The following is a 17,393-nucleotide window of genomic DNA, read 5'->3' as shown; positions in this document are numbered from 1 at the left end:
TAAGCTGGAACTATGACTATTGAGAACTCCGCCGCAGCTGCTGTGGTTCATCCCCGCACTGTCGTGGGCAGACTACCTAAATATGCCGCCGGTAAACCGGCCGCCGTTGTTAAGGGACTGGAGAGCTTCAAGCTGTCTTCCAATGAAAACCCACTGGGCCCCGTACCGGCGGTGCTGGACGCCCTGCGCTCACTGGCGGACGTCCACCGGTATCCGGATTCCCTCAGCACTAAACTGCGCGGTGAGCTGGCGGACTTTCTGGGCGTCCCGGCCGATGATATTGTCACCGGCGCCGGCAGTCTTGGCGCATTGAACCAGCTGCTGTCCACGTTTGCCGGCCAGAATGACGACGGCCGTCCGGACGAGGTCGTTTATGCCTGGCGATCCTTCGAGGCTTATCCGATCTGTGTGGGGCTGGCGGGCGCCGAGAGCATCAGGATCCCGCTGAACGCGGACGGCACGCATGATCTGCCGGCAATGGCGGCAGCGGTGACTGAACGGACCAAGGTGATTTTGCTGTGTACGCCGAACAACCCGACGGGGCCGGTCCTGTACACGGCCGAAACGGAGCGGTTCATCAACTCCGTCCCTACCGATGTCCTGATCGTGATCGACGAGGCATATATGGAGTTTGTCCGTGCTGAAAATGCCGTTGACGGAATCGCTATGTACCGCAAGTACCCCAATGTTGTAGTGCTGCGGACGTTCTCGAAGGCGCACGGACTGGCAGGGCTGCGGGTCGGCTATTCGGTTTCGCGGCCGGAGCTCACGCAATATCTGCGGGTCACCGCAACGCCCTTCGCCGTGTCCTCCCTCGCGGAGCACGCCGCCGTTGTCTCCTTGCGCAATTACGACCAGGTTGTGGAAAGGGTACAAAGCCTGGTCGACGAGCGGGACCGGGTGGCAGCCGGCCTCAAAGACCTTGGCTGGGAGATTCCGGACGCTCAAGGTAACTTTGTCTGGCTCAATTTAGGGGACAATAGCGCCGAGTTTGCCGCCTTCGCCGACCAGCGAGGGCTGTCTGTGCGTCCGTTTGGCGACGAGGGCGTCCGGGTCACTATTGGCGAGACGGAGGCTAACTCCCGTTTTCTGGAACTCTGTGCGGAGTATACAAAACCGCCGCGGCGTTCCTAGCGCTTAATAAATTCCCTGCGGGGCGTGCTGCCGATACAGTGGATCGAAGAAATAGCAGGATCTTCGCCCGGCCGAAATACATTCCGGTTGGCGCATGTATCCCTACTCAGCGATCGACGTTGCCGATGCGGCAGACGAGGAGAAGGTATGGGCGCTGCCCAGCTACCCAGTACCGAGTTTGAGGATACCGACGTTGGCGGGGCCCTCATCGAGGGCATTGCCCCGGTGGATAACCTGGTACAGCTGCTGGGACCGGACGGGAAGCTTCGCCATGATGAGAAGTTCAGTCCGTATCTTGCGCGGCTTACGCCGGAGAAGCTGCGCAGTTTCTACTCGGATATGGCCACGGTGCGTCGCTTTGACCAGGAGGCCACCGCGCTGCAGCGCCAGGGTGAGTTGGCCCTCTGGGTCCCGTTGACCGGGCAGGAAGCCGCGCAGATCGGCTCGGGTCAGGCGACGGAGCCGCAGGATTACATCTTCCCCACCTACCGCGAGCATGGTGTGGCGCTGACGCGTGGCGTTGATTTGTCGCAATTGCTCAAGCTCTTCCGCGGAATTTCCAATGCCGGCTGGAATCCGAAAGACACCAACTTCCATCTCTATTCGCTCGTTCTTGCCGTCCAGACACTGCATGCAGTGGGGTATGCGATGGGAATCCAGCGCGATCAGGCCACCGACGCGGCAATGAAACCTGCCGCCGTCGTGGCCTATTTTGGTGACGGTGCCAGCTCCGAAGGCGATGTACATGAATCGATGGTCTTTGCCGCTTCCTACCAGGCACCCGTGGTCTTCTTCTGCCAGAATAATCATTGGGCCATTTCGGTCCCCTTCGAGGTCCAGTCCCGTATTCCGCTGGTGAACAGGGCCAGCGGCTACGGTTTTCCGGGGATCCGGGTGGATGGCAATGACGTGCTGGCCGTGCACGCCGTCTCTCAGTGGGCCTTGGACCATGCACGCTCGGGGCACGGACCGGTGCTGATCGAAGCTTTCACCTACCGGCTTGGCGCGCATACCACCGCCGATGACCCCACGAAGTACCGCTTGGCGGCGGAAGAGGAAAAGTGGCGTGCCAAGGATCCGCTGGTACGGCTGGAAAAGTACCTGCGGGCGGAGAACCTTGCCGATGACGCTTTTTTCAGCTCCGTTAAGGACGACGGCGACGAATTGGCCGCGTATGTCCGCAAGACGACGCTGGCCATGACCGTTCCGGACATCCGATCGTCCTTTGCCAATGTCTACGCCCAAGCGCATCCACTGGTGGCCGAGGAGCTTGCCTGGTTCGAGAACTACGCAGCGTCCTTCGCCGAAACGGGCACCGGATCCGCCGCCGGGAATGAAACGGGTGCGCCATGACCACAATGACCATTGCCAAGGCCATTAACGAGGGCCTGCGGGCCACGCTGGCGACCAACCCCAAAGCGCTGATAATGGGGGAGGATATCGGTGCGCTCGGCGGCGTGTACCGCGTGACCGAAGGGCTGAAAGCCGAATTCGGCGCGGATCGCGTGATGGATACACCACTGGCTGAATCCGGTATCATCGGCACGGCCATCGGGATGGCCTTACGCGGCTACAGCCCCATCTGCGAGATCCAATTTGACGGGTTTGTCTTCCCCGGCTTCAACCAGATCACCACCCAGCTGGCCAAAATCCGCACCCGCAGCAGTGGTCAGCTCAGCGCCCCGGTGGTTATCCGCATCCCCTACGGCGGCGGGATCGGGTCCATTGAACACCACTCCGAGTCCCCGGAAGCGCTTTTTGCCCATACCGCCGGACTGCGGATTATTTCCCCCTCCAACGCCCATGATGCCTACTGGATGATCCAGCAGGCCGTCGCCTGCCCGGACCCGGTCATCGTCTTCGAGCCCAAGCGCCGGTACTGGCTCAAGGGTGAGGTCAACACGGCGTCGCCCGGTTTGGACGCCTTCTCGGCGCAGGTGCTGCGCCCGGGAACGGATGCGACCGTCGTCGCGTACGGCCCGTTGGTTCCCGTGGCGTTGGCCGCAGCGGAGGCAGCCGAACAGGAGGGACACAGCGTGGAGGTCATTGATTTGCGCTCCATCTCCCCCATCGACTTCGATGCCGTCACCGCCTCGGTGGAAAAGACGGGCCGGCTGATCGTGGCCCATGAGGCGCCGACGTTCGGCGGATTGGGCGGCGAAATCGCGGCACGCATCAGCGAGCGTTGTTTTTACGCCCTGGAGGCACCGGCGCTGCGCGTTGGCGGGTTCCACATGCCTTATCCCGTCGCGCGGGTGGAGGAGCATTACCTGCCGGATATTGACAGGATCCTCGAGGCGCTCGACCGCGCGCTGGCCTACTAGGGAAGGCGCGACGGATGTCCGCATTGAACACGTTTAATCTGCCCGATGTCGGCGAGGGGCTTACCGAGGCGGAAATCGTCTCCTGGAAAGTCAAGCTGGGGGACGTGGTGGCCATCAATGATGTCCTGGTCGAGATTGAAACTGCAAAATCCATTGTGGAGCTGCCCTCGCCCTACGCCGGGATTGTTGCGCAGTTGCTTGTCGACGAAGGACAGACGGTGGACGTCGGTACTGCGATCATCAGGATCGGTTCGGAGGCGGACGCTTCCGCAGCGCCGGTGGGTGGGCCAGTGTCGGCGCATTCATCGGAGCCTTCCGCGGCCGCCGCGGTCGAAGGTCACCGGCCACTCGTCGGTTCCGGGCCGAGGGCCGACGCCGTCAAACGCCGGCCCCGGAGAACTTCCACCGCCGTGCCGCCGTCGCCTGTGCCGCCGTCGCCCGTGCCGCCGTCGCCCGTAACGCCGCTCTCTGAACGCGCGACCGAGGCCCCAGCGGCGCGCGTGCTCGCCAAGCCTCCGGTCCGTAAGGCCGCGAAGGATCTGGGAATCAACCTCAGCGACGTCTCGCCGACTGGACTGCGCGGGGAGATCACCAAGAAGGATCTGCTCAGCTATCAGGATCAGCGGACCGCCGAGCAGGACGGCGCGGGAACGTTCTGGCAGTCTGCACCGGAGCGCGGGCCGGACGCCGCGGCGGATCAGCGGATTTCGCGTATCCAGGTCAAGGGAGTGCGCAAAGCGACCGCCAAAGCGATGGTGCTCAGTGCGTTCAGCGCCCCGCACGTGAGCATTTTCGTGGATGTCGATGCCAGCCGGACAATGGAATTTGTGAAGCGGCTAAAGACCTCACGGGACTTCGAGGGCATCAAGGTTTCGCCGCTGCTGATCCTGTCCAAGGCGGTGATCTGGGCTGCCGCGCGCAATCCTTCGGTCAATGCGACCTGGACCGGGGACGAGATCATCGTGAAACACTTCATGAATCTGGGCATCGCGGCGGCCACTCCGCGGGGTCTGATGGTCCCGAACATCAAGGACGCGCAGGATCTGTCGCTGAAGGAGTTGGCGGTGGCGCTGAACGATTTGGCCAGCACGGCGCGCGCCGGGAAGACCCAACCGGCGCAGATGGCCGGCGGCTCGCTCACCATCACCAATATCGGAGCGCTGGGAATCGACACCGGAACGCCGATCATCAATCCGGGCGAGGTGGCTATTGTGGCGTTCGGAACGGTCAAGCTCAAGCCGTGGGTGTTGGACGGTGAAGTCATTCCGCGCTGGATCACGACCCTGGGTGGTTCCTTCGATCACCGGGTAGTGGACGGTGACCTGTCTGCCCGTTTCATGGCCGATGTTGCGTCGATCATGGAGGAGCCGGCCCTGCTCCTGGAGTAGCAGGGCTTATCGGCCGACGGCGGCGCGAAGGACCGGCGCGAGCCGGCGGACGCCTTCGCGAATGTTCTCCGGGGTCGCCGAACTGAACGCGAGCCGAAGGGTATTGCTGGGGCCGGGTGCGGAGGTGAAGGCGGCGCCTGGCACAAAGACCACGCCGGCATCGATTCCCTGATGCAGCAATGGATATGTGTCCACGCTAGCCGGGAGGGTCAGCCAGATAAAGAATCCGCCGGCCGGCGTTGTCCAGCTGACACCGGCCGGCATGTGCTCGGCCAGCGCCGAGAGCATGGCGTCGCAGCGGTCCTGATACAGCGCCCGGTAGGTGCGGACCTGCGCCATCCAGTCGAAGTCGCGCAGATAGGCCGAGACGAGCATCTGATTGAAAGGGGGAGGGCAGAGGGTGACGGCCTCGCTGGCCAAGTAGAAACGCTGTTTCAGATGCGCCGGCACCAGCGCCCAGCCGATCCGCAGACCAGGGGCAAAAATTTTCGAAAAAGAGCCCAGATACAGCACATCATCGGGGTTCCCGGCCCGCAGCGGCAGCTGAAGTTCGCCGTCAAACTTCAGCAGACCGTAGGGATTATCCTCCAGAACGAGAATATTTGCTTCCCGGCAGATCCGTACAATCTCCGGCCGCCGGTCCGCTGCGAGGGTGACGCCGGAGGGGTTGCTGAAGTTGGGGATCGTATAGAGCATCTTCACGGTTTTACCCGCCGCACGCAGCTCCTCGATCCGGCGCAGCAGCTCCGCGGGGACCAGCCCGTCCTCATCGACCCGTACCGGCTGAACATCGACCTGATACGCCTCGAAGGCGTTCAAGGCACCCACATAGGTGGGATCTTCAATCAGAATCACGTCACCGGGGTTGCAGAAAACCTTCGCGGCGATGTCTTGGGCGGACTGTGAACCGGCGGTGATGACCACATTGTCCGGGTCCGCGTCGGTGATTCCCTCCGCTGCCATCACCTCGCAGATCTGCCGGCGAAGTTCCAGCGTTCCCTGCCCGCCTCCGTACTGCAGCGCTTGGAGCCCGTGATTGGTAATGATATCCGCGGCCACCGCGCCCAGCCGTTCCAGCGGCAGCGATTGCAGGTAGGGATTACCGCCGGCGAGGGAGACAAGCCCGGGCTGCATAGAAATTTCAAAAACGTCCCGGACCGCGGACTGCTTGATATTGGCGGCGCGCTCCGAGAACAGGGCTTCATGGGGATGTACCATGGCGGAGCTGACTGCCCCGGCACGGGACAAGGCTTCTTCGGTCTCGGCCGGAAGCGTCTCGCCGGCCTGATTGGCACGGGACTGGTTTTCGGTGCTGGTTGATTCGTGGGTCACAGCTCAAGGGTATCCGGTATGTTGCATAAGAGTCATCAAACGTTTTCTAATGCTTCTCGCGGCGGCCGGAGCCGCCGGCAGAGAAGGACGACGGCGGCCGATGAGGCCGCCGTCGTCCTTCTCTTGCACAGAGGGTTAGAGCAGGCTGGACCAGTCCTGCGCCAGTTCGAGTCCGTGCGCGGTGGAAACCGAGTGATGGGTGACCTTGCCGGCGGCCGTGTTCAGCCCGGCCGCAAGCGCAGCATCCCGGTGCAGGGCTTCCTTGACGCCAAGGTTTGCCAGCGCGACGGCGTAGCGCAGAGTGACGTTGGTCAGCGCATACGTGGAGGTGTTCGGGACGGCTCCGGGCATATTCGCCACGCAGTAGAAGATTGATTTGTGCACGGTGAAGGTGGGATCCTGATGCGTCGTGGGGTGGCTGTCCGCAAAGCAGCCGCCCTGGTCAACGGCGATATCGACCAGCACCGAGCCCGGCTTCATCCTGGCGACCATGGCGTTGGTGACCAGCTTGGGGGCCTTCGCGCCGGGGATCAGCACGGAGCCGATCACCAGGTCTGCCTCCAGCAGGGACCGCTCGATTTCCAGTCGGTTGGAGGCGACGGTCTTCAGCCGGCCCTGATATATGGCACCGAGCTCGCGGAGCCGCTCGATATTGATGTCCAAAATGGTTACCTCGGCTCCGGCACCAACTGCCATCGCGGCGGCGTTGCTCCCGGCGACGCCGGCCCCGAGCACAACAACCTTGGCCGGACGCACCCCGGGAACGCCGCCGAGCAGGATCCCCGGTCCGCCGGCGGGAGCGGTCATGCACTGCGCGCCTACCTGCACAGAGAGCCGGCCGGCAACCTCTGACATCGGCGCGAGCAGCGGCAGACTGCGGCCGACCTGTACGGTTTCGTAGGCAATCGCGGTAACGCCGGATTCCAACAAGGCGGCGGTGAGTTCGGGCTCGGCGGCCAGGTGCAGGTAGGTGAACAGGATCAGGCCCCGGCGGAAGTAGCCGTATTCGGCGGCGACCGGCTCCTTGACCTTCATCACCATGTCCGCGCGCGGCCAAAGCTCCGCGGCGGTATCAACGATTTCGGCGCCCGCGGCCGCATATTCCTCATCGGTAATATTCGAGCCCGCGCCGGCTCCTTTTTCAATCAGGACGGTATGCCCGTGATCTTTGAATTCGTGTACCCCGGAGGCGGTAATGGCGACGCGGAATTCGTTGTTCTTTATTTCTTTAGGGATGGCAACAATCATGGGGTTCTCCGTAGGTCTGCATGGATATTCGGGCCGGAGCAGCGGTCCGGCACCTCAGCCCGTCCGCCTCACCGGCCGGGATATCAGCTTAGGGCCCGATGTGACGTAGACGACTCCCCCTGCGGAACGTCCTTGCAGCGAGGCGTGTCCCAGGCCCGGAAATCCGCGGGAATCACTTTTGTCCGCTCGACATATGTCGAGTACGCAAGCGTCAAGTGTCGACTCCTGTCGTTGCGCGCCCATAGCATTGGTGCATGCAGACTACCGACGTTGAACAGCTGGTTGAGCAGCTGGCTGCGAAGCTGAGGCGCGGGCTCTCCCTCGAGGACCTCGACGGCGTCCTCCTGGCCTACAGCTCGGACCAGGTCCATGCCGACCGCGTGCGGGTGAATTTACTGCTCAGCAAGCGGGTTCCGGCGGACGTCAACGGCTGGCAGCTCGCCCACGGAATCTCCGCCGCCGTGCGTCCGGTCGTCGTTCCAGCCAATGCGGATCTTGGAATGCTCGGCCGGGTGTGTGTTCCGCTGCTGGTCCGCGGCTTCCGAGTGGGTTACCTATGGGTGCAGCAGGAGGAATCGGAGTTAACGGCGACGGCGATCCTGGCTCAATTGCCCGAGGTCCGCAATGAGCTGGATCTCTTGTCCTCGTTACTGCTCGAGTCGAATACGGCCGAATCCCAGACCCGGCGCCGCCGCGAACAGGACTTCCTTGCCGCTTGCCTGGGGAAACCAGCGGCGGTTGCCGCGGCTGCAGATCGGGAAGACATGCTGCTGCGCGGCCCGTGGCAGCTGGCGGTATTGCTCCAGGTCCCCTCGCCCTCCCGCGCGGGATCGGCACGTTCGGGGGAGGCAGATCCTCTGGCGCAGACCATGATTCACCGCACAGCTGCCCTGCAGGCCAGCATCGGAGTAGACGATGCACTCTTCAGCGCAGGCACCGACACGCATGCTGTGGTGTTGTTCCGCTCAGCTCAGCCCGGCAAGGGTCACGCCGGTCAGACAACCGTCCGGAATCGTTACAAACGGCAGCTGGCGAAGCGGTCCGGATCAGCACCGCGGATTATTTTCGGACTCAGCGAACCATTTGCCGCACCCCGGCAACTGGCGGCGGCATACGTGCAGGCCAAGGTGGCTGTGCAGGCCGCTTCAGTGGAGCCGCAGTTCCCTGATATTTTGGGCTACCCCTCTACCGGGGTCTATCAGCTGCTGGCCGCCGGCCGTTGGGAGCAGATGTCCTCCGTGCATTACCGCAACCTGCAGGCGGCCGATCGCAACGCCGAGCTGCTGCCGGTGCTGGAGCTGCTTTACGATAGCGACGGCGCCGTGCAGGACGTCGCAGATGCCGTCCATCTACACCGGAGCAGCGTGTACAACCGGATTGCCCGCGTCCGTTCGCTGATCGGCACCGATCCGCTGCACGGCCTGATCCGGTTGGAACTTCATTTGGCCCTCAAGGCCGATCGTTGGCAGCAGCGTCCGCGGATTTGAGGCCGTCGGCACCGGGCGCATTCGGCTGCGTGGCCAACCAGCCGAGCATGTCTTTCAGCCGGATTCTCCGGTGTGTGCCGCGATATTGCACCGCGATCGTGCCTGCATCGGTCAATTGGCGCAGGTAGGTGTTCGAAATCCCGCCTACTTCGGCCGCCTGCGAGGTGGTCAGCAGGTTTTCCACCGAGCTGACCATGATTCCCTCGCCGCGGGAGAGGCGGCTCAGCAGATCCAGAACGGCCTCCACCGCTGCCGGGGAGAGTCTGTGCACAGTGCCGTCGACGAAGATCGTCACGTCCTTGTCCGCCTGAAGCACATGGGCCAGCGCTCGGGCCTCCTCGTCGGGCAGTGGCGGCGCGGCGCGCGGTGAAAGGTGGGCCATGGGCTGAGCCTACCGGGGTGTCTGCGCTGTCTGCACTGCCTGCACTGGAAGATGCGTGTTCCACCAGCGCAGGATGTGTTCAAAGCGCTGCTTGCGGTGATGCGGCGTTCCTGTGCGGGAGAGCTCGTGGTTTTCCCCCGGGAAGATCAGCATCTCGGCGTCGACCCCGTTCCGGCGCAACGCCGTGTAATACCGCTGGCCTTGCTCCAGGGGGCAGCGAAGATCCTGCTCCGAATGAATCACCAGGGTGGGAGTGCGCACCTTGGCTACCTGGGCCATCGGGCTCTGCGCCTGCACCTTGTCCGGGTCGCTGCCGGTGTATTCACTGGAAAAGAACCACCCGATATCCGAGGTTCCGGTGAACGTCTCCGGATCCAGGAAGCCGCGTTCGACGATGGCGGCCTTGAACCGATGATCCTGGCTGATGGTCCATGCCGTGAGGTATCCCCCATAGGACCCGCCCATCACGCCCAGCCGCTCACCGTCGAGCCCGCTGTAGGCAGCCAAAGCGCCCTCCAGAAAGGACATCACATCATGAAAGTCCACCGTGCCCATCGCTTCGCGGATCGACCGGCCGTGGTCGTAGCCGTATCCTGCCGATCCCCGCGGATTGCACATGAGGACCGCATATCCGGCCGCTGCGTATACCTGTGCCTCATCGAACAGGCCCCAGCCATATTGGGCGAACGGGCCGCCGTGAATGTTCAGCAGCACCGGATGCGGGCCAGGCCCCTGCGGCAGCAGTACCCAGCCGTGCACGGGATATCCATCTCCGGCCTTGGTGCTGAACTCCTGGACCGGGATAACACCGGCCTCTGCACGGAATGCCGCGGAGAAATCACTGCGGCGCTCCAGCTCTCCGCCGGCCACGACCGCGACATCACCGAAGCTCGTCGGGTCGCTGTAGCAGGCGACGACGGCGTCAGCGGCGCAGTCGAGCGCTGTCGCAACAAAGTGTCCCGCGGCAAGAATGCGGGGTTCTTCGTGCGGGCTGAAGGCCATCACCCGTGTCCCGCCACGGTACCGGTCAATAGCGAGGACTCCGTCCGTGCCGTAGGTGATGAGCCGATCCCCGTTCTCGGTGAAATCGGCGGTAAGCGCGTCGCTCAGCCGGCGTGCGTGCGCAGGTTCGTCCATCGGGGCGACCCAAACGCCGTACTGGGCGGCCAGGAAGTCCGTGCCCGTGGGCCCCATATCCGCGGCCACGTAGTAAAGCCAGCGCCCGTCGGCGGATTGCGTTCCTGCCATGGCGCTGAACCGTGCTCCGGATGAGAGCCCCGAGAGTTGCCGAGGGGAACCGCCGTTGGCCGGGATGGCGAAGATATCGGCGCGCAGATCGCTGTCCGCGTCCTCGTGCAGGCTGGCGGTGAAGAGGATCGTCGCGCCATCGGTGGACCAACGCGGTGCATCGTGATCGGCGTCTTCGGTGGTTAACTGGCGCGGTGCGGGAACGGCGGAGGACGGGTCATCCGACGAGCGTGATTTGGCGGCCCGGCCCGCTGGTTCTACAACTGGCTCCGCATCGACGGCGGGGACGTCGACGACGAACAGTTGGGAGCGCCTGTCGGTGACGTAACCCAAGCCGTTGGCCTGGTAGTGCCATCCGGTGATGAGCCGTGGATCTTCGGCAGCTGCACCGACGCCCTCGACCGTGCCGTAGCGGCCCTCCTCCGGTTCCCGGGAGGAGAAGCAGATGGCGCGTCCATCCGGGGACCAATCGAAACCCTCGACGCCGAGCAGCCGGTCGGTGATGACCTGCGGTTCGCCGCCGGAGCCGTCCACGATGTGCAGCTGTGGCGCCTTTCCCGGCCGCGAACGGATGAACGCAAGGACTTCGCCGTCGGGCGAGAACCGCGGCGATCCGTCGCGGAACCCGCGCGTGAGGCGGCGCGGGCAGCCGCCGGACAACGGGATGGTCCACAGCTGGCCTACCGAGGCATCCGCGGCGAAATCCGGCCGGCTCACGGCGACGACGACGCGCCCGCCGTTGGGATGGATGGTGGGAGCGGAAACGGTATTGGTCAAGGGTAAATGGTCGGTTTTCACTCTGCCGAGCCTAATCCGTCCCACCGTGAGGGCACCAGCGTACGTGAGGCGAGTGCGGACCCCATGAGCTGGACGCCTGACCTTTCGCTGCTGGCCGCCGAGGGTAAGGTGGCAGCCATGCAGCAGCTCATCAGCACCGCCGTCGTCGGCTTTGGCCTGGCCGGCAGCGTTTTTCATGCTCCCGCCATCGCAGCGAACCTGCGCTACAGCCTGGATTTTATCGTCACAGCCAATCCGGAACGGCGTGCCCTGGCGCAGCGGCGGTACCCGCACGCGCGGATTGTGGACACCGCAGAGGAACTTTTCGCCCGTCCGGGGCTTGATCTGGCCATACTCGGTACACCTCCGGCCAGCCATGCGCCGTTAGCGCACGCCGCCCTGGACCGCAGGATCGCCGTCGTCGTTGACAAGCCCTTTGCGCTCACCTCTGTCCAAGGGCAGGAGCTGGTGGCTCATGCCGCCGCCATGGGGGTGCCGCTGACCGTCTACCAAAACCGGCGCTGGGATGGTGAATATCTGACACTGCGAAAACTGCTGGATGCCGGCGCGCTGGGGGAGGTGTACCGCTTTGAATCACGGATGGAGCGCTGGTCGCAGGAGATTTCCAAGCGCTGGAAAGCCGAAGCCAAGGCCCACGACGGCGGTGGCCTGCTGTATGACCTCGGGAGTCATTTGATTGACCAGGCGCTGCAGCTTTTCGGGCCGGTGACGCAGGTGTACAGCGAGTTGAGTGCACGACGGCCGCAGGAAAAAGCGGACGACGACGATTTCGTGGCACTGCTGCATGCAACTGGCGTGCGCTCGCATTTGTGGATGAATCTTAGTGCCGCGCAAAAGGGGCCCAGACTGCGCGTGCTCGGCTCATCGGCGGCATACACCAAGGCCACCGCGGACCTGCAGGAGACACAGATCATCGCCGGCGTGCTGCCCGGGACCCCGGGGTACGGCAAAGACCCCGAGCAGAATTGGGGTGTTCTGGGTCTGGACGGGGCGCTGAGTCCGGTGCCGACCGAACCCGGCAATTTCCCGGCGTTCTACCAGTTGCTCGCGGCGGCGCTGCTGGACGGCGGTCCGCTTCCGGTCGACCCGGCGGACGCTGTGGAGGCGTTGAAAATCATTGAAACGGTGCGGGCACAGCATGGCTGAACCGTGCCGGCAGCCCACGGCCGGATGCACCACGCCCAGATGGCATTACGCTGATCACAGACACCGCTGATTATAGACACCGCTGATCACAAACACCGGCGGCTGTCCGTGGGGAAGAAGGGGTGCCATGACGTTCGGTCAGCCGGCGGAGAGTTTCCCCGCGATGAACATTCCCCCGTCGGCAAGCGCGCTCAACGAACCGGTCCGGAACGTGCGCCACCGCTGGACCGCTGGCGTGGTGCTGGTGAATGTCGGCATCAACGCAGCGTTCTTCGGCCCGCTCCAGGTATTGCTGGGCCAGCAGGCCATCTATTTTGACGCCCCGCAGAAGGAGGCCATTCTGGCCTTGGTGACCGGCTGCGGTGCGGCCGTATCGCTGGTGGCAAACCCGCTGTTCGGAGCGTTCTCGGACCGGACGCTGTCCCGGTTCGGCCGCCGGGTTCCCTGGGTGCTGATCGGTGCGCTGCTGGGAACCATCGGCCTGCTTGGCCTCACTGCCGCACCCGGCGTGGCCGCGATGACCGCGCTGTGGTGCCTGGTTCAGCTGGGCTGCAATGGAGCGGTTGCGGCCATCACTGCCGCCATTCCGGACCGGGTTCCCGTACGCCAACGCGGCACTGTCGGCGGCCTTGCCTCGATGGGCACCACGGCCGGCATTCTGGTCGGTGCCGGCGTGGCAGCCGCCGTGGCCGGCAATTTCGCGCTCGGCTACATCATCTGTGCGGCGGTGCTGATGCTCGGGATCGTCATGTACCTGTTCACCTCCCAGGACCAGCCGCTGGATCCGAGCCTCCGGCCGCCGTTCTCCCTGCGCGGCTTCATCGTCGGGTTCGTTAGGCCGTTTGCCTTCCCGGATTTCTGCTGGGCCTGGCTGACGCGCTTCCTTGTCAATGTCGGCACGCACCTGGTGACGCTGTATCTGCTGTTCTTCCTCAGTGACGCGGTGCATTACCCCGATCCCGCGTTCGGAGTGCTGATCCTGACGGGTATTTACGCGGTGACGACACTGGTGACGGCCGTGATTGGCGGACTTTGGACGGACCGGGTGGGCAAGCGGAAGCCCTTCGTGATCGGCTCTTCCGTCATCATTGCGCTCGCCGCCCTCATTTTGGCTTTTTTCCCCTCCTGGCCGGGTGCGCTGGTCGGAGCTGCGGTCCTGGGTGTTGGCTACGGCGCGTACCTGGCCGTGGATTTTGCACTCCTGACACAGGTTCTTCCGTTCGCGGCCGACCGAGGGAAGGACATGGGGGTGATCAATGTGGCGAATTCGCTGCCGCAGGTGATCGCGCCGGCAGTTGCCTGGTTATTGGTGACCGCGGTCGACGGCGGTTACCTGCTTTTGTATATTGTGGCGGCGGGGATTGGGCTACTTGGTGCCGTCTTTGTCGTCAAGATCAAGAGCGTCGACTAGCGGAACCGGTCACGGGCATCTGATCACCACCTCCCAAAGGGGGCGCCGGGCGGTGACAGACTAAAAGTATGGATACCCAACTTCTCTGGACCATTATCTGCGGACTGCTCATTCTTCTCGGGGCCGTCGGTGTTGTGGTGCCGGTACTGCCGGGCAGCATCCTGATTGCGCTCAGCCTGCTGGCGTGGGCCATCGCGGTGTCGAGCCCGGTCGGGTGGGTGGTGTTCGTCGTCGGACTTTTGCTGGTGACGGTCGGGATGCTCTCCAGCGCGGTACTGACCGGACGGGTCATGCGCCGGCGGCAGATTCCGGGGCGTTCCATCCTGGCCGGCCTGGTACTGGGCATCGTGGGCTTCTTCATCATTCCGGTGGTGGGGCTGCTGATCGGTTTTATCCTGGGATTGTTCGGCAGTGAGCTCGCCCGGCAGCGCAGCTTTGCCGCCGCCCTCTCGTCCAGTATGGCGGCGCTTAGAGCCACCGGCCTGGGTCTGCTGGCCGAGTTCGGTTTCGCTTCGCTCGCCGGCAGTACATGGATTATTGGCGTATGGATCTATTTCGCCAATCGTTAGCGGCCTGCAGTGGCCCTGCTTTGGTTACCGCTGGGTAACATGGCCTCTATGCATCTGCTCCTGCGCACGCTCTTCCACATCCTCGTCTTATCCGGACGCCGCCCAAAAGTGGACTTCTGGGGTCCCTCGTCGGTTTCCCTGCGGGTCCTGCCGACGGACCTGGACCTGGCCATGCATGTCAATAACGGCATGTATTTTTCTCTGATGGATTTGGGCCGTTTGGGGCATCTGGCCCGCAGCGGTCTGTGGGCCAAAATGCGGACCAGGGGCTGGAAACCGGTCGCCGGCGCGGAGACAATCGCCTTCCGGAGATCCTTGAAGCTGTGGCAGCACTACATGCTTGAAACCAAAATTGTGGGCGTGGATGAGAAGGCAATCTACTTTGAACATCGCATGGTGTCCGACGGCGGGATTTACGCCCGCGCGTACGTCGCCACCCGGTTGGTCGGCAGGAACGGCCCGGTCAGCAACGCGGAAATTTTCGCCGAGGTGGGCCAGCCGCCGGCCGATTTGGTCCTTCCGGACTGGATCCATCAGTGGCGGGAGGCTAATGCCCTGCCCGGTGCACGAAGGCCTGCGCCGCACGCTTGGCACTGACCGGGTTCACCCTCAGGTGGCGGGCGGTTCATTGGCCGGGCCTTCCGAAGCTTGAGCCCACAGGACTAGCATGAGCCCATGGCGGGAGAAAAGACGCAGGCGGCACCGGTGACGGGTCGTGCCCGCTTGCTGATCATCGGGGCACTGATGCTCGGCATGTTACTTGCCGCGCTGGATCAGACCATCGTGGCCACGGCGCTGCCCACCATTGCCGGGGACCTGGGTGGCCTGAACCACCTGTCCTGGATTGTCACCGCCTACTTGCTTGCGTCCACGGCACTGACGCCGCTTTGGGGCAAACTGGGCGATCTCTATGGACGCAAGATCTTCTTCCTGGCCGCGATCGTGATCTTCCTGGTAGGTTCTGTGCTGGCCGGAATCAGCACCAGCATGGGTGAACTGATCGCCTTCCGTGCCATTCAGGGCGTTGGCGGCGGCGGGCTAATGGTGGGCGCGCAGGCCATCATCGGGGACGTCGTGTCGCCACGGGAACGCGGGAAGTACCAGGGCTACTTTGGCGCTGTCTTCGGACTGAGCAGCGTCGTCGGCCCGTTGATCGGCGGCCTGTTCGTTGACCACCTGTCCTGGCGCTGGGTTTTCTACGTCAACATCCCCCTCGGTGCGGTGGCTCTGATCGTTGTTTCCGCAGTGCTGCCCGGCTCAGGGGAACGTATCCGGCGCCGGATCGACTACCTCGGCACCGCGACGCTGGCGGCCGCGGCCACCGGCCTGGTGCTGGTGACTACCCTGGGGGGCACCTCGTACGGCTGGGGTTCGCCATTCATCATCGGTCTGGCTGTCGCCAGTGTGGTGCTGATCGTGCTCTTTGTGCTGATCGAGCGCCGCGCCAAGGAGCCGGTTATTCCGCTGAGCCTGTTCCGCAACCGGACGTTCGCCGTGGCCAGCGGCATCGGCTTCATTGTCGGTTTCGCCATGTTCGGCGCGATCACCTTCCTGCCCCTGTTCCTGCAGGTGGTCCGCGGTGAAGCGGCCACCAGCTCCGGACTTCAGCTGCTGCCGATGATGGGCGGACTGCTGCTGACCTCAATCGGGTCCGGGCTGCTGATTTCCCATTGGGGCCGCTACAAGATCTTCCCGGTAGCCGGTACCGCCATCATGACCGTGGGGCTGTTCCTGTTTTCCACCATGGATCAAGACACACCCGATCTCCTGGTCTGGTTGTTCATGTTCGTCCTGGGTGTCGGCATTGGCGGCGTCATGCAGGTGCTCGTGATCGCCGTGCAGAACGCCGTGGACTACAAGTATTTGGGTACGGCCACTTCAGGCGCCACCTTTTTCCGGTCCATTGGCGGTTCTTTTGGTTCCGCGGTTTTCGGTGCGATTTTCGCCGGGGTGCTGGCCTCCCACACCTTGCCCGCCGGCTTGAGCGGGGCCAATATCAATCCCGCCCAGCTGGCCTTGCTGCCGCCCGCGGAGCAGGCGGAGTTCATTGCCCAATATGCCAATGCCCTGCAGACCGTATTTCTGATCGCCGCTCCGGTCGGTGTACTGGCCTTCATCCTTACTTTGCTGCTGCCCGAGCTTCGGTTGCGCAGCACGGTGGACAATGACACCGCCGAGGCCTTCATCCCACCGGAGGGCCGCACGTCCCTGCAGGAAGTGGAACGCAAACTCAACCACCTGCTGCAGCGCGAGAACCGCCCGGACATGTACCGGCGCCTGGCGAAGGAGGCCAGCGTTGAGCTGGAGCCCGATGCCGTGTGGCTGCTCTTCAGGTTCCCGGAAGAGTCCGCTACGAGCCTGTCCGCGCTGGCGCACGGATTGCGCATTACTCCTGCGGAGCTGGACTCACCCGTGCAGGACCTGGTCCGTTCGCAACTGGTGGCCGCCCTACCACTGAGGCACAACGGCACTGGTCACAACGGCGCTGGTCACAACGGCACCGGTCACAACGGCACTGGTCACAAGGGCACTGGTTACAACGGCACTGGAAACAACGGCGACGGGCAGCACCCCACAGGGCTGAACAGCCCCAGACGGCCAGACGGCGACAGCAACCGTGCCCGGGTTCGCCGGACGGGTGCGGGGGGCAGGAGCCCGCAGCCGGGATCATCCGATGGTGGCGCCCACGCCGCGGATGTGCGCGCCGAAAGCGGCGAAGAACTGAGGCTCACCGCGGCCGGACGTTCCGCCGTCGACCGGTTGACCACCGCGCGGCGCGACGGGCTGACGGAGCTATTGGCGGGCTGGTCTCCCGGGGAGCATCCGGAACTGGCCACACGGTTGGAGCAACTGGCCCGTGATCTGCTCGCGGATGACAATCACCTGATACTTGTCGCTGAACACGCAGAAAAGTAGCGCCGCGCCG

At 63.8% G+C, this 17,393-nt stretch carries 14 protein-coding genes; 10 read left to right on the top strand and 4 right to left on the bottom strand.

Annotated features, from left to right (window positions below):
• Positions 1–12 precede the first annotated feature (12 nt).
• The 4 genes from hisC to IV500_RS15585 all read left to right on the top strand — a co-directional run bounded on the left by hisC (position 13) and on the right by IV500_RS15585 (position 4,846).
• Entirely contained in the window at positions 13–1,134 is a 1,122-nt protein-coding gene (gene hisC, locus IV500_RS15600) for a histidinol-phosphate transaminase (protein WP_196397732.1), read from the top strand.
• Positions 1,135–1,281: 147 nt separating this feature from the next.
• Entirely contained in the window at positions 1,282–2,487 is a 1,206-nt protein-coding gene (gene pdhA, locus IV500_RS15595; protein WP_196397731.1) for a pyruvate dehydrogenase (acetyl-transferring) E1 component subunit alpha, read from the top strand.
• Entirely contained in the window at positions 2,484–3,458 is a 975-nt protein-coding gene (locus tag IV500_RS15590; RefSeq protein WP_196397730.1) for an alpha-ketoacid dehydrogenase subunit beta, read from the top strand. Before pdhA ends, IV500_RS15590 begins: the two co-directional genes overlap by 4 nt.
• A 14-nt stretch (positions 3,459–3,472) precedes the next feature.
• A complete protein-coding gene (locus IV500_RS15585; protein WP_196397729.1) occupies positions 3,473–4,846 on the top strand; it encodes a dihydrolipoamide acetyltransferase family protein in 1,374 nt (457 codons plus the stop codon).
• Positions 4,847–4,852: 6 nt separating this feature from the next.
• On the opposite strand, the gene IV500_RS15580 is transcribed toward IV500_RS15585, so the two are convergent.
• Both IV500_RS15580 and ald read right to left on the bottom strand, forming a co-directional pair.
• Positions 4,853–6,178 carry an aminotransferase-like domain-containing protein gene (locus IV500_RS15580; RefSeq protein WP_376770215.1) on the bottom strand — a complete coding sequence of 442 codons (1,326 nt, stop codon included), beginning with the start codon at positions 6,176–6,178 and terminating at the stop codon, positions 4,853–4,855.
• A gap of 135 nt (positions 6,179–6,313) precedes the next feature.
• Positions 6,314–7,426, bottom strand: coding sequence for an alanine dehydrogenase (gene ald / locus IV500_RS15575; protein WP_196397728.1), 1,113 nt, complete (start codon positions 7,424–7,426; stop codon positions 6,314–6,316).
• Between the two features lie 254 nt (positions 7,427–7,680).
• On the opposite strand from ald, the gene IV500_RS15570 reads away from it, so the two are divergent.
• Complete coding sequence (locus IV500_RS15570; RefSeq protein ID WP_196397727.1) at positions 7,681–8,913, top strand: PucR family transcriptional regulator; 1,233 nt, start codon at positions 7,681–7,683, stop codon at positions 8,911–8,913.
• Here the strand turns inward: IV500_RS15570 and IV500_RS15565 are convergent.
• Positions 8,876–9,295 carry a helix-turn-helix domain-containing protein gene (locus IV500_RS15565; protein ID WP_196397726.1) on the bottom strand — a complete coding sequence of 140 codons (420 nt, stop codon included), beginning with the start codon at positions 9,293–9,295 and terminating at the stop codon, positions 8,876–8,878. The two genes, IV500_RS15570 and IV500_RS15565, sit on opposite strands and share 38 nt — an antisense overlap.
• Positions 9,296–9,304: 9 nt before the next feature.
• The gene (locus tag IV500_RS15560) at positions 9,305–11,320 is read right to left on the bottom strand and encodes a S9 family peptidase (protein WP_230855050.1); all 2,016 of its coding nucleotides are present in this window, start codon (positions 11,318–11,320) and stop codon (positions 9,305–9,307) included.
• An 84-nt stretch (positions 11,321–11,404) separates the two neighbouring features.
• On the opposite strand from IV500_RS15560, the gene IV500_RS15555 reads away from it, so the two are divergent.
• From IV500_RS15555 to IV500_RS15535, 5 genes are all read left to right on the top strand, one after another.
• Complete coding sequence (locus IV500_RS15555; protein WP_230855049.1) at positions 11,405–12,487, top strand: Gfo/Idh/MocA family protein; 1,083 nt, start codon at positions 11,405–11,407, stop codon at positions 12,485–12,487.
• Between the two features lie 127 nt (positions 12,488–12,614).
• A complete protein-coding gene (locus IV500_RS15550; RefSeq protein WP_230855048.1) occupies positions 12,615–13,898 on the top strand; it encodes an MFS transporter in 1,284 nt (427 codons plus the stop codon).
• A gap of 68 nt (positions 13,899–13,966) precedes the next feature.
• Positions 13,967–14,467 carry a DUF456 domain-containing protein gene (locus tag IV500_RS15545; RefSeq protein WP_196397723.1) on the top strand — a complete coding sequence of 167 codons (501 nt, stop codon included), beginning with the start codon at positions 13,967–13,969 and terminating at the stop codon, positions 14,465–14,467.
• A 48-nt stretch (positions 14,468–14,515) separates the two neighbouring features.
• Positions 14,516–15,064, top strand: coding sequence for an acyl-CoA thioesterase (locus IV500_RS15540; protein WP_196397765.1), 549 nt, complete (start codon positions 14,516–14,518; stop codon positions 15,062–15,064).
• Positions 15,065–15,142: 78 nt separating this feature from the next.
• Entirely contained in the window at positions 15,143–17,383 is a 2,241-nt protein-coding gene (locus tag IV500_RS15535) for an MDR family MFS transporter (protein ID WP_196397722.1), read from the top strand.
• Positions 17,384–17,393 lie beyond the last annotated feature (10 nt).

This window comes from Arthrobacter terrae (assembly GCF_015708085.1).
In the GTDB taxonomy this organism is placed as follows: Bacteria; Actinomycetota; Actinomycetes; order Actinomycetales; family Micrococcaceae; genus Arthrobacter_M; species Arthrobacter_M terrae.
Note: the sequence above shows the minus strand (reverse complement) of the source record. Positions and strands in the feature narration are given on the sequence as shown.

Excerpts from the sequence above, each read along its gene's own strand:
- hisC (WP_196397732.1), top strand. The coding sequence starts at position 13 with ATGACTATTGAGAACTCCGCCGCAGCTGCTGTGGTTCATCCCCGCACT.
- pdhA (WP_196397731.1), top strand. The coding sequence starts at position 1,282 with ATGGGCGCTGCCCAGCTACCCAGTACCGAGTTTGAGGATACCGACGTT.
- IV500_RS15590 (WP_196397730.1), top strand. The coding sequence starts at position 2,484 with ATGACCACAATGACCATTGCCAAGGCCATTAACGAGGGCCTGCGGGCC.
- IV500_RS15585 (WP_196397729.1), top strand. The coding sequence starts at position 3,473 with ATGTCCGCATTGAACACGTTTAATCTGCCCGATGTCGGCGAGGGGCTT.
- ald (WP_196397728.1), bottom strand. The coding sequence starts at position 7,426 with ATGATTGTTGCCATCCCTAAAGAAATAAAGAACAACGAATTCCGCGTC.
- IV500_RS15570 (WP_196397727.1), top strand. The coding sequence starts at position 7,681 with ATGCAGACTACCGACGTTGAACAGCTGGTTGAGCAGCTGGCTGCGAAG.
- IV500_RS15565 (WP_196397726.1), bottom strand. The coding sequence starts at position 9,295 with ATGGCCCACCTTTCACCGCGCGCCGCGCCGCCACTGCCCGACGAGGAG.
- IV500_RS15555 (WP_230855049.1), top strand. The coding sequence starts at position 11,405 with ATGAGCTGGACGCCTGACCTTTCGCTGCTGGCCGCCGAGGGTAAGGTG.
- IV500_RS15550 (WP_230855048.1), top strand. The coding sequence starts at position 12,615 with ATGACGTTCGGTCAGCCGGCGGAGAGTTTCCCCGCGATGAACATTCCC.
- IV500_RS15545 (WP_196397723.1), top strand. The coding sequence starts at position 13,967 with ATGGATACCCAACTTCTCTGGACCATTATCTGCGGACTGCTCATTCTT.
- IV500_RS15540 (WP_196397765.1), top strand. The coding sequence starts at position 14,516 with ATGCATCTGCTCCTGCGCACGCTCTTCCACATCCTCGTCTTATCCGGA.
- IV500_RS15535 (WP_196397722.1), top strand. The coding sequence starts at position 15,143 with ATGGCGGGAGAAAAGACGCAGGCGGCACCGGTGACGGGTCGTGCCCGC.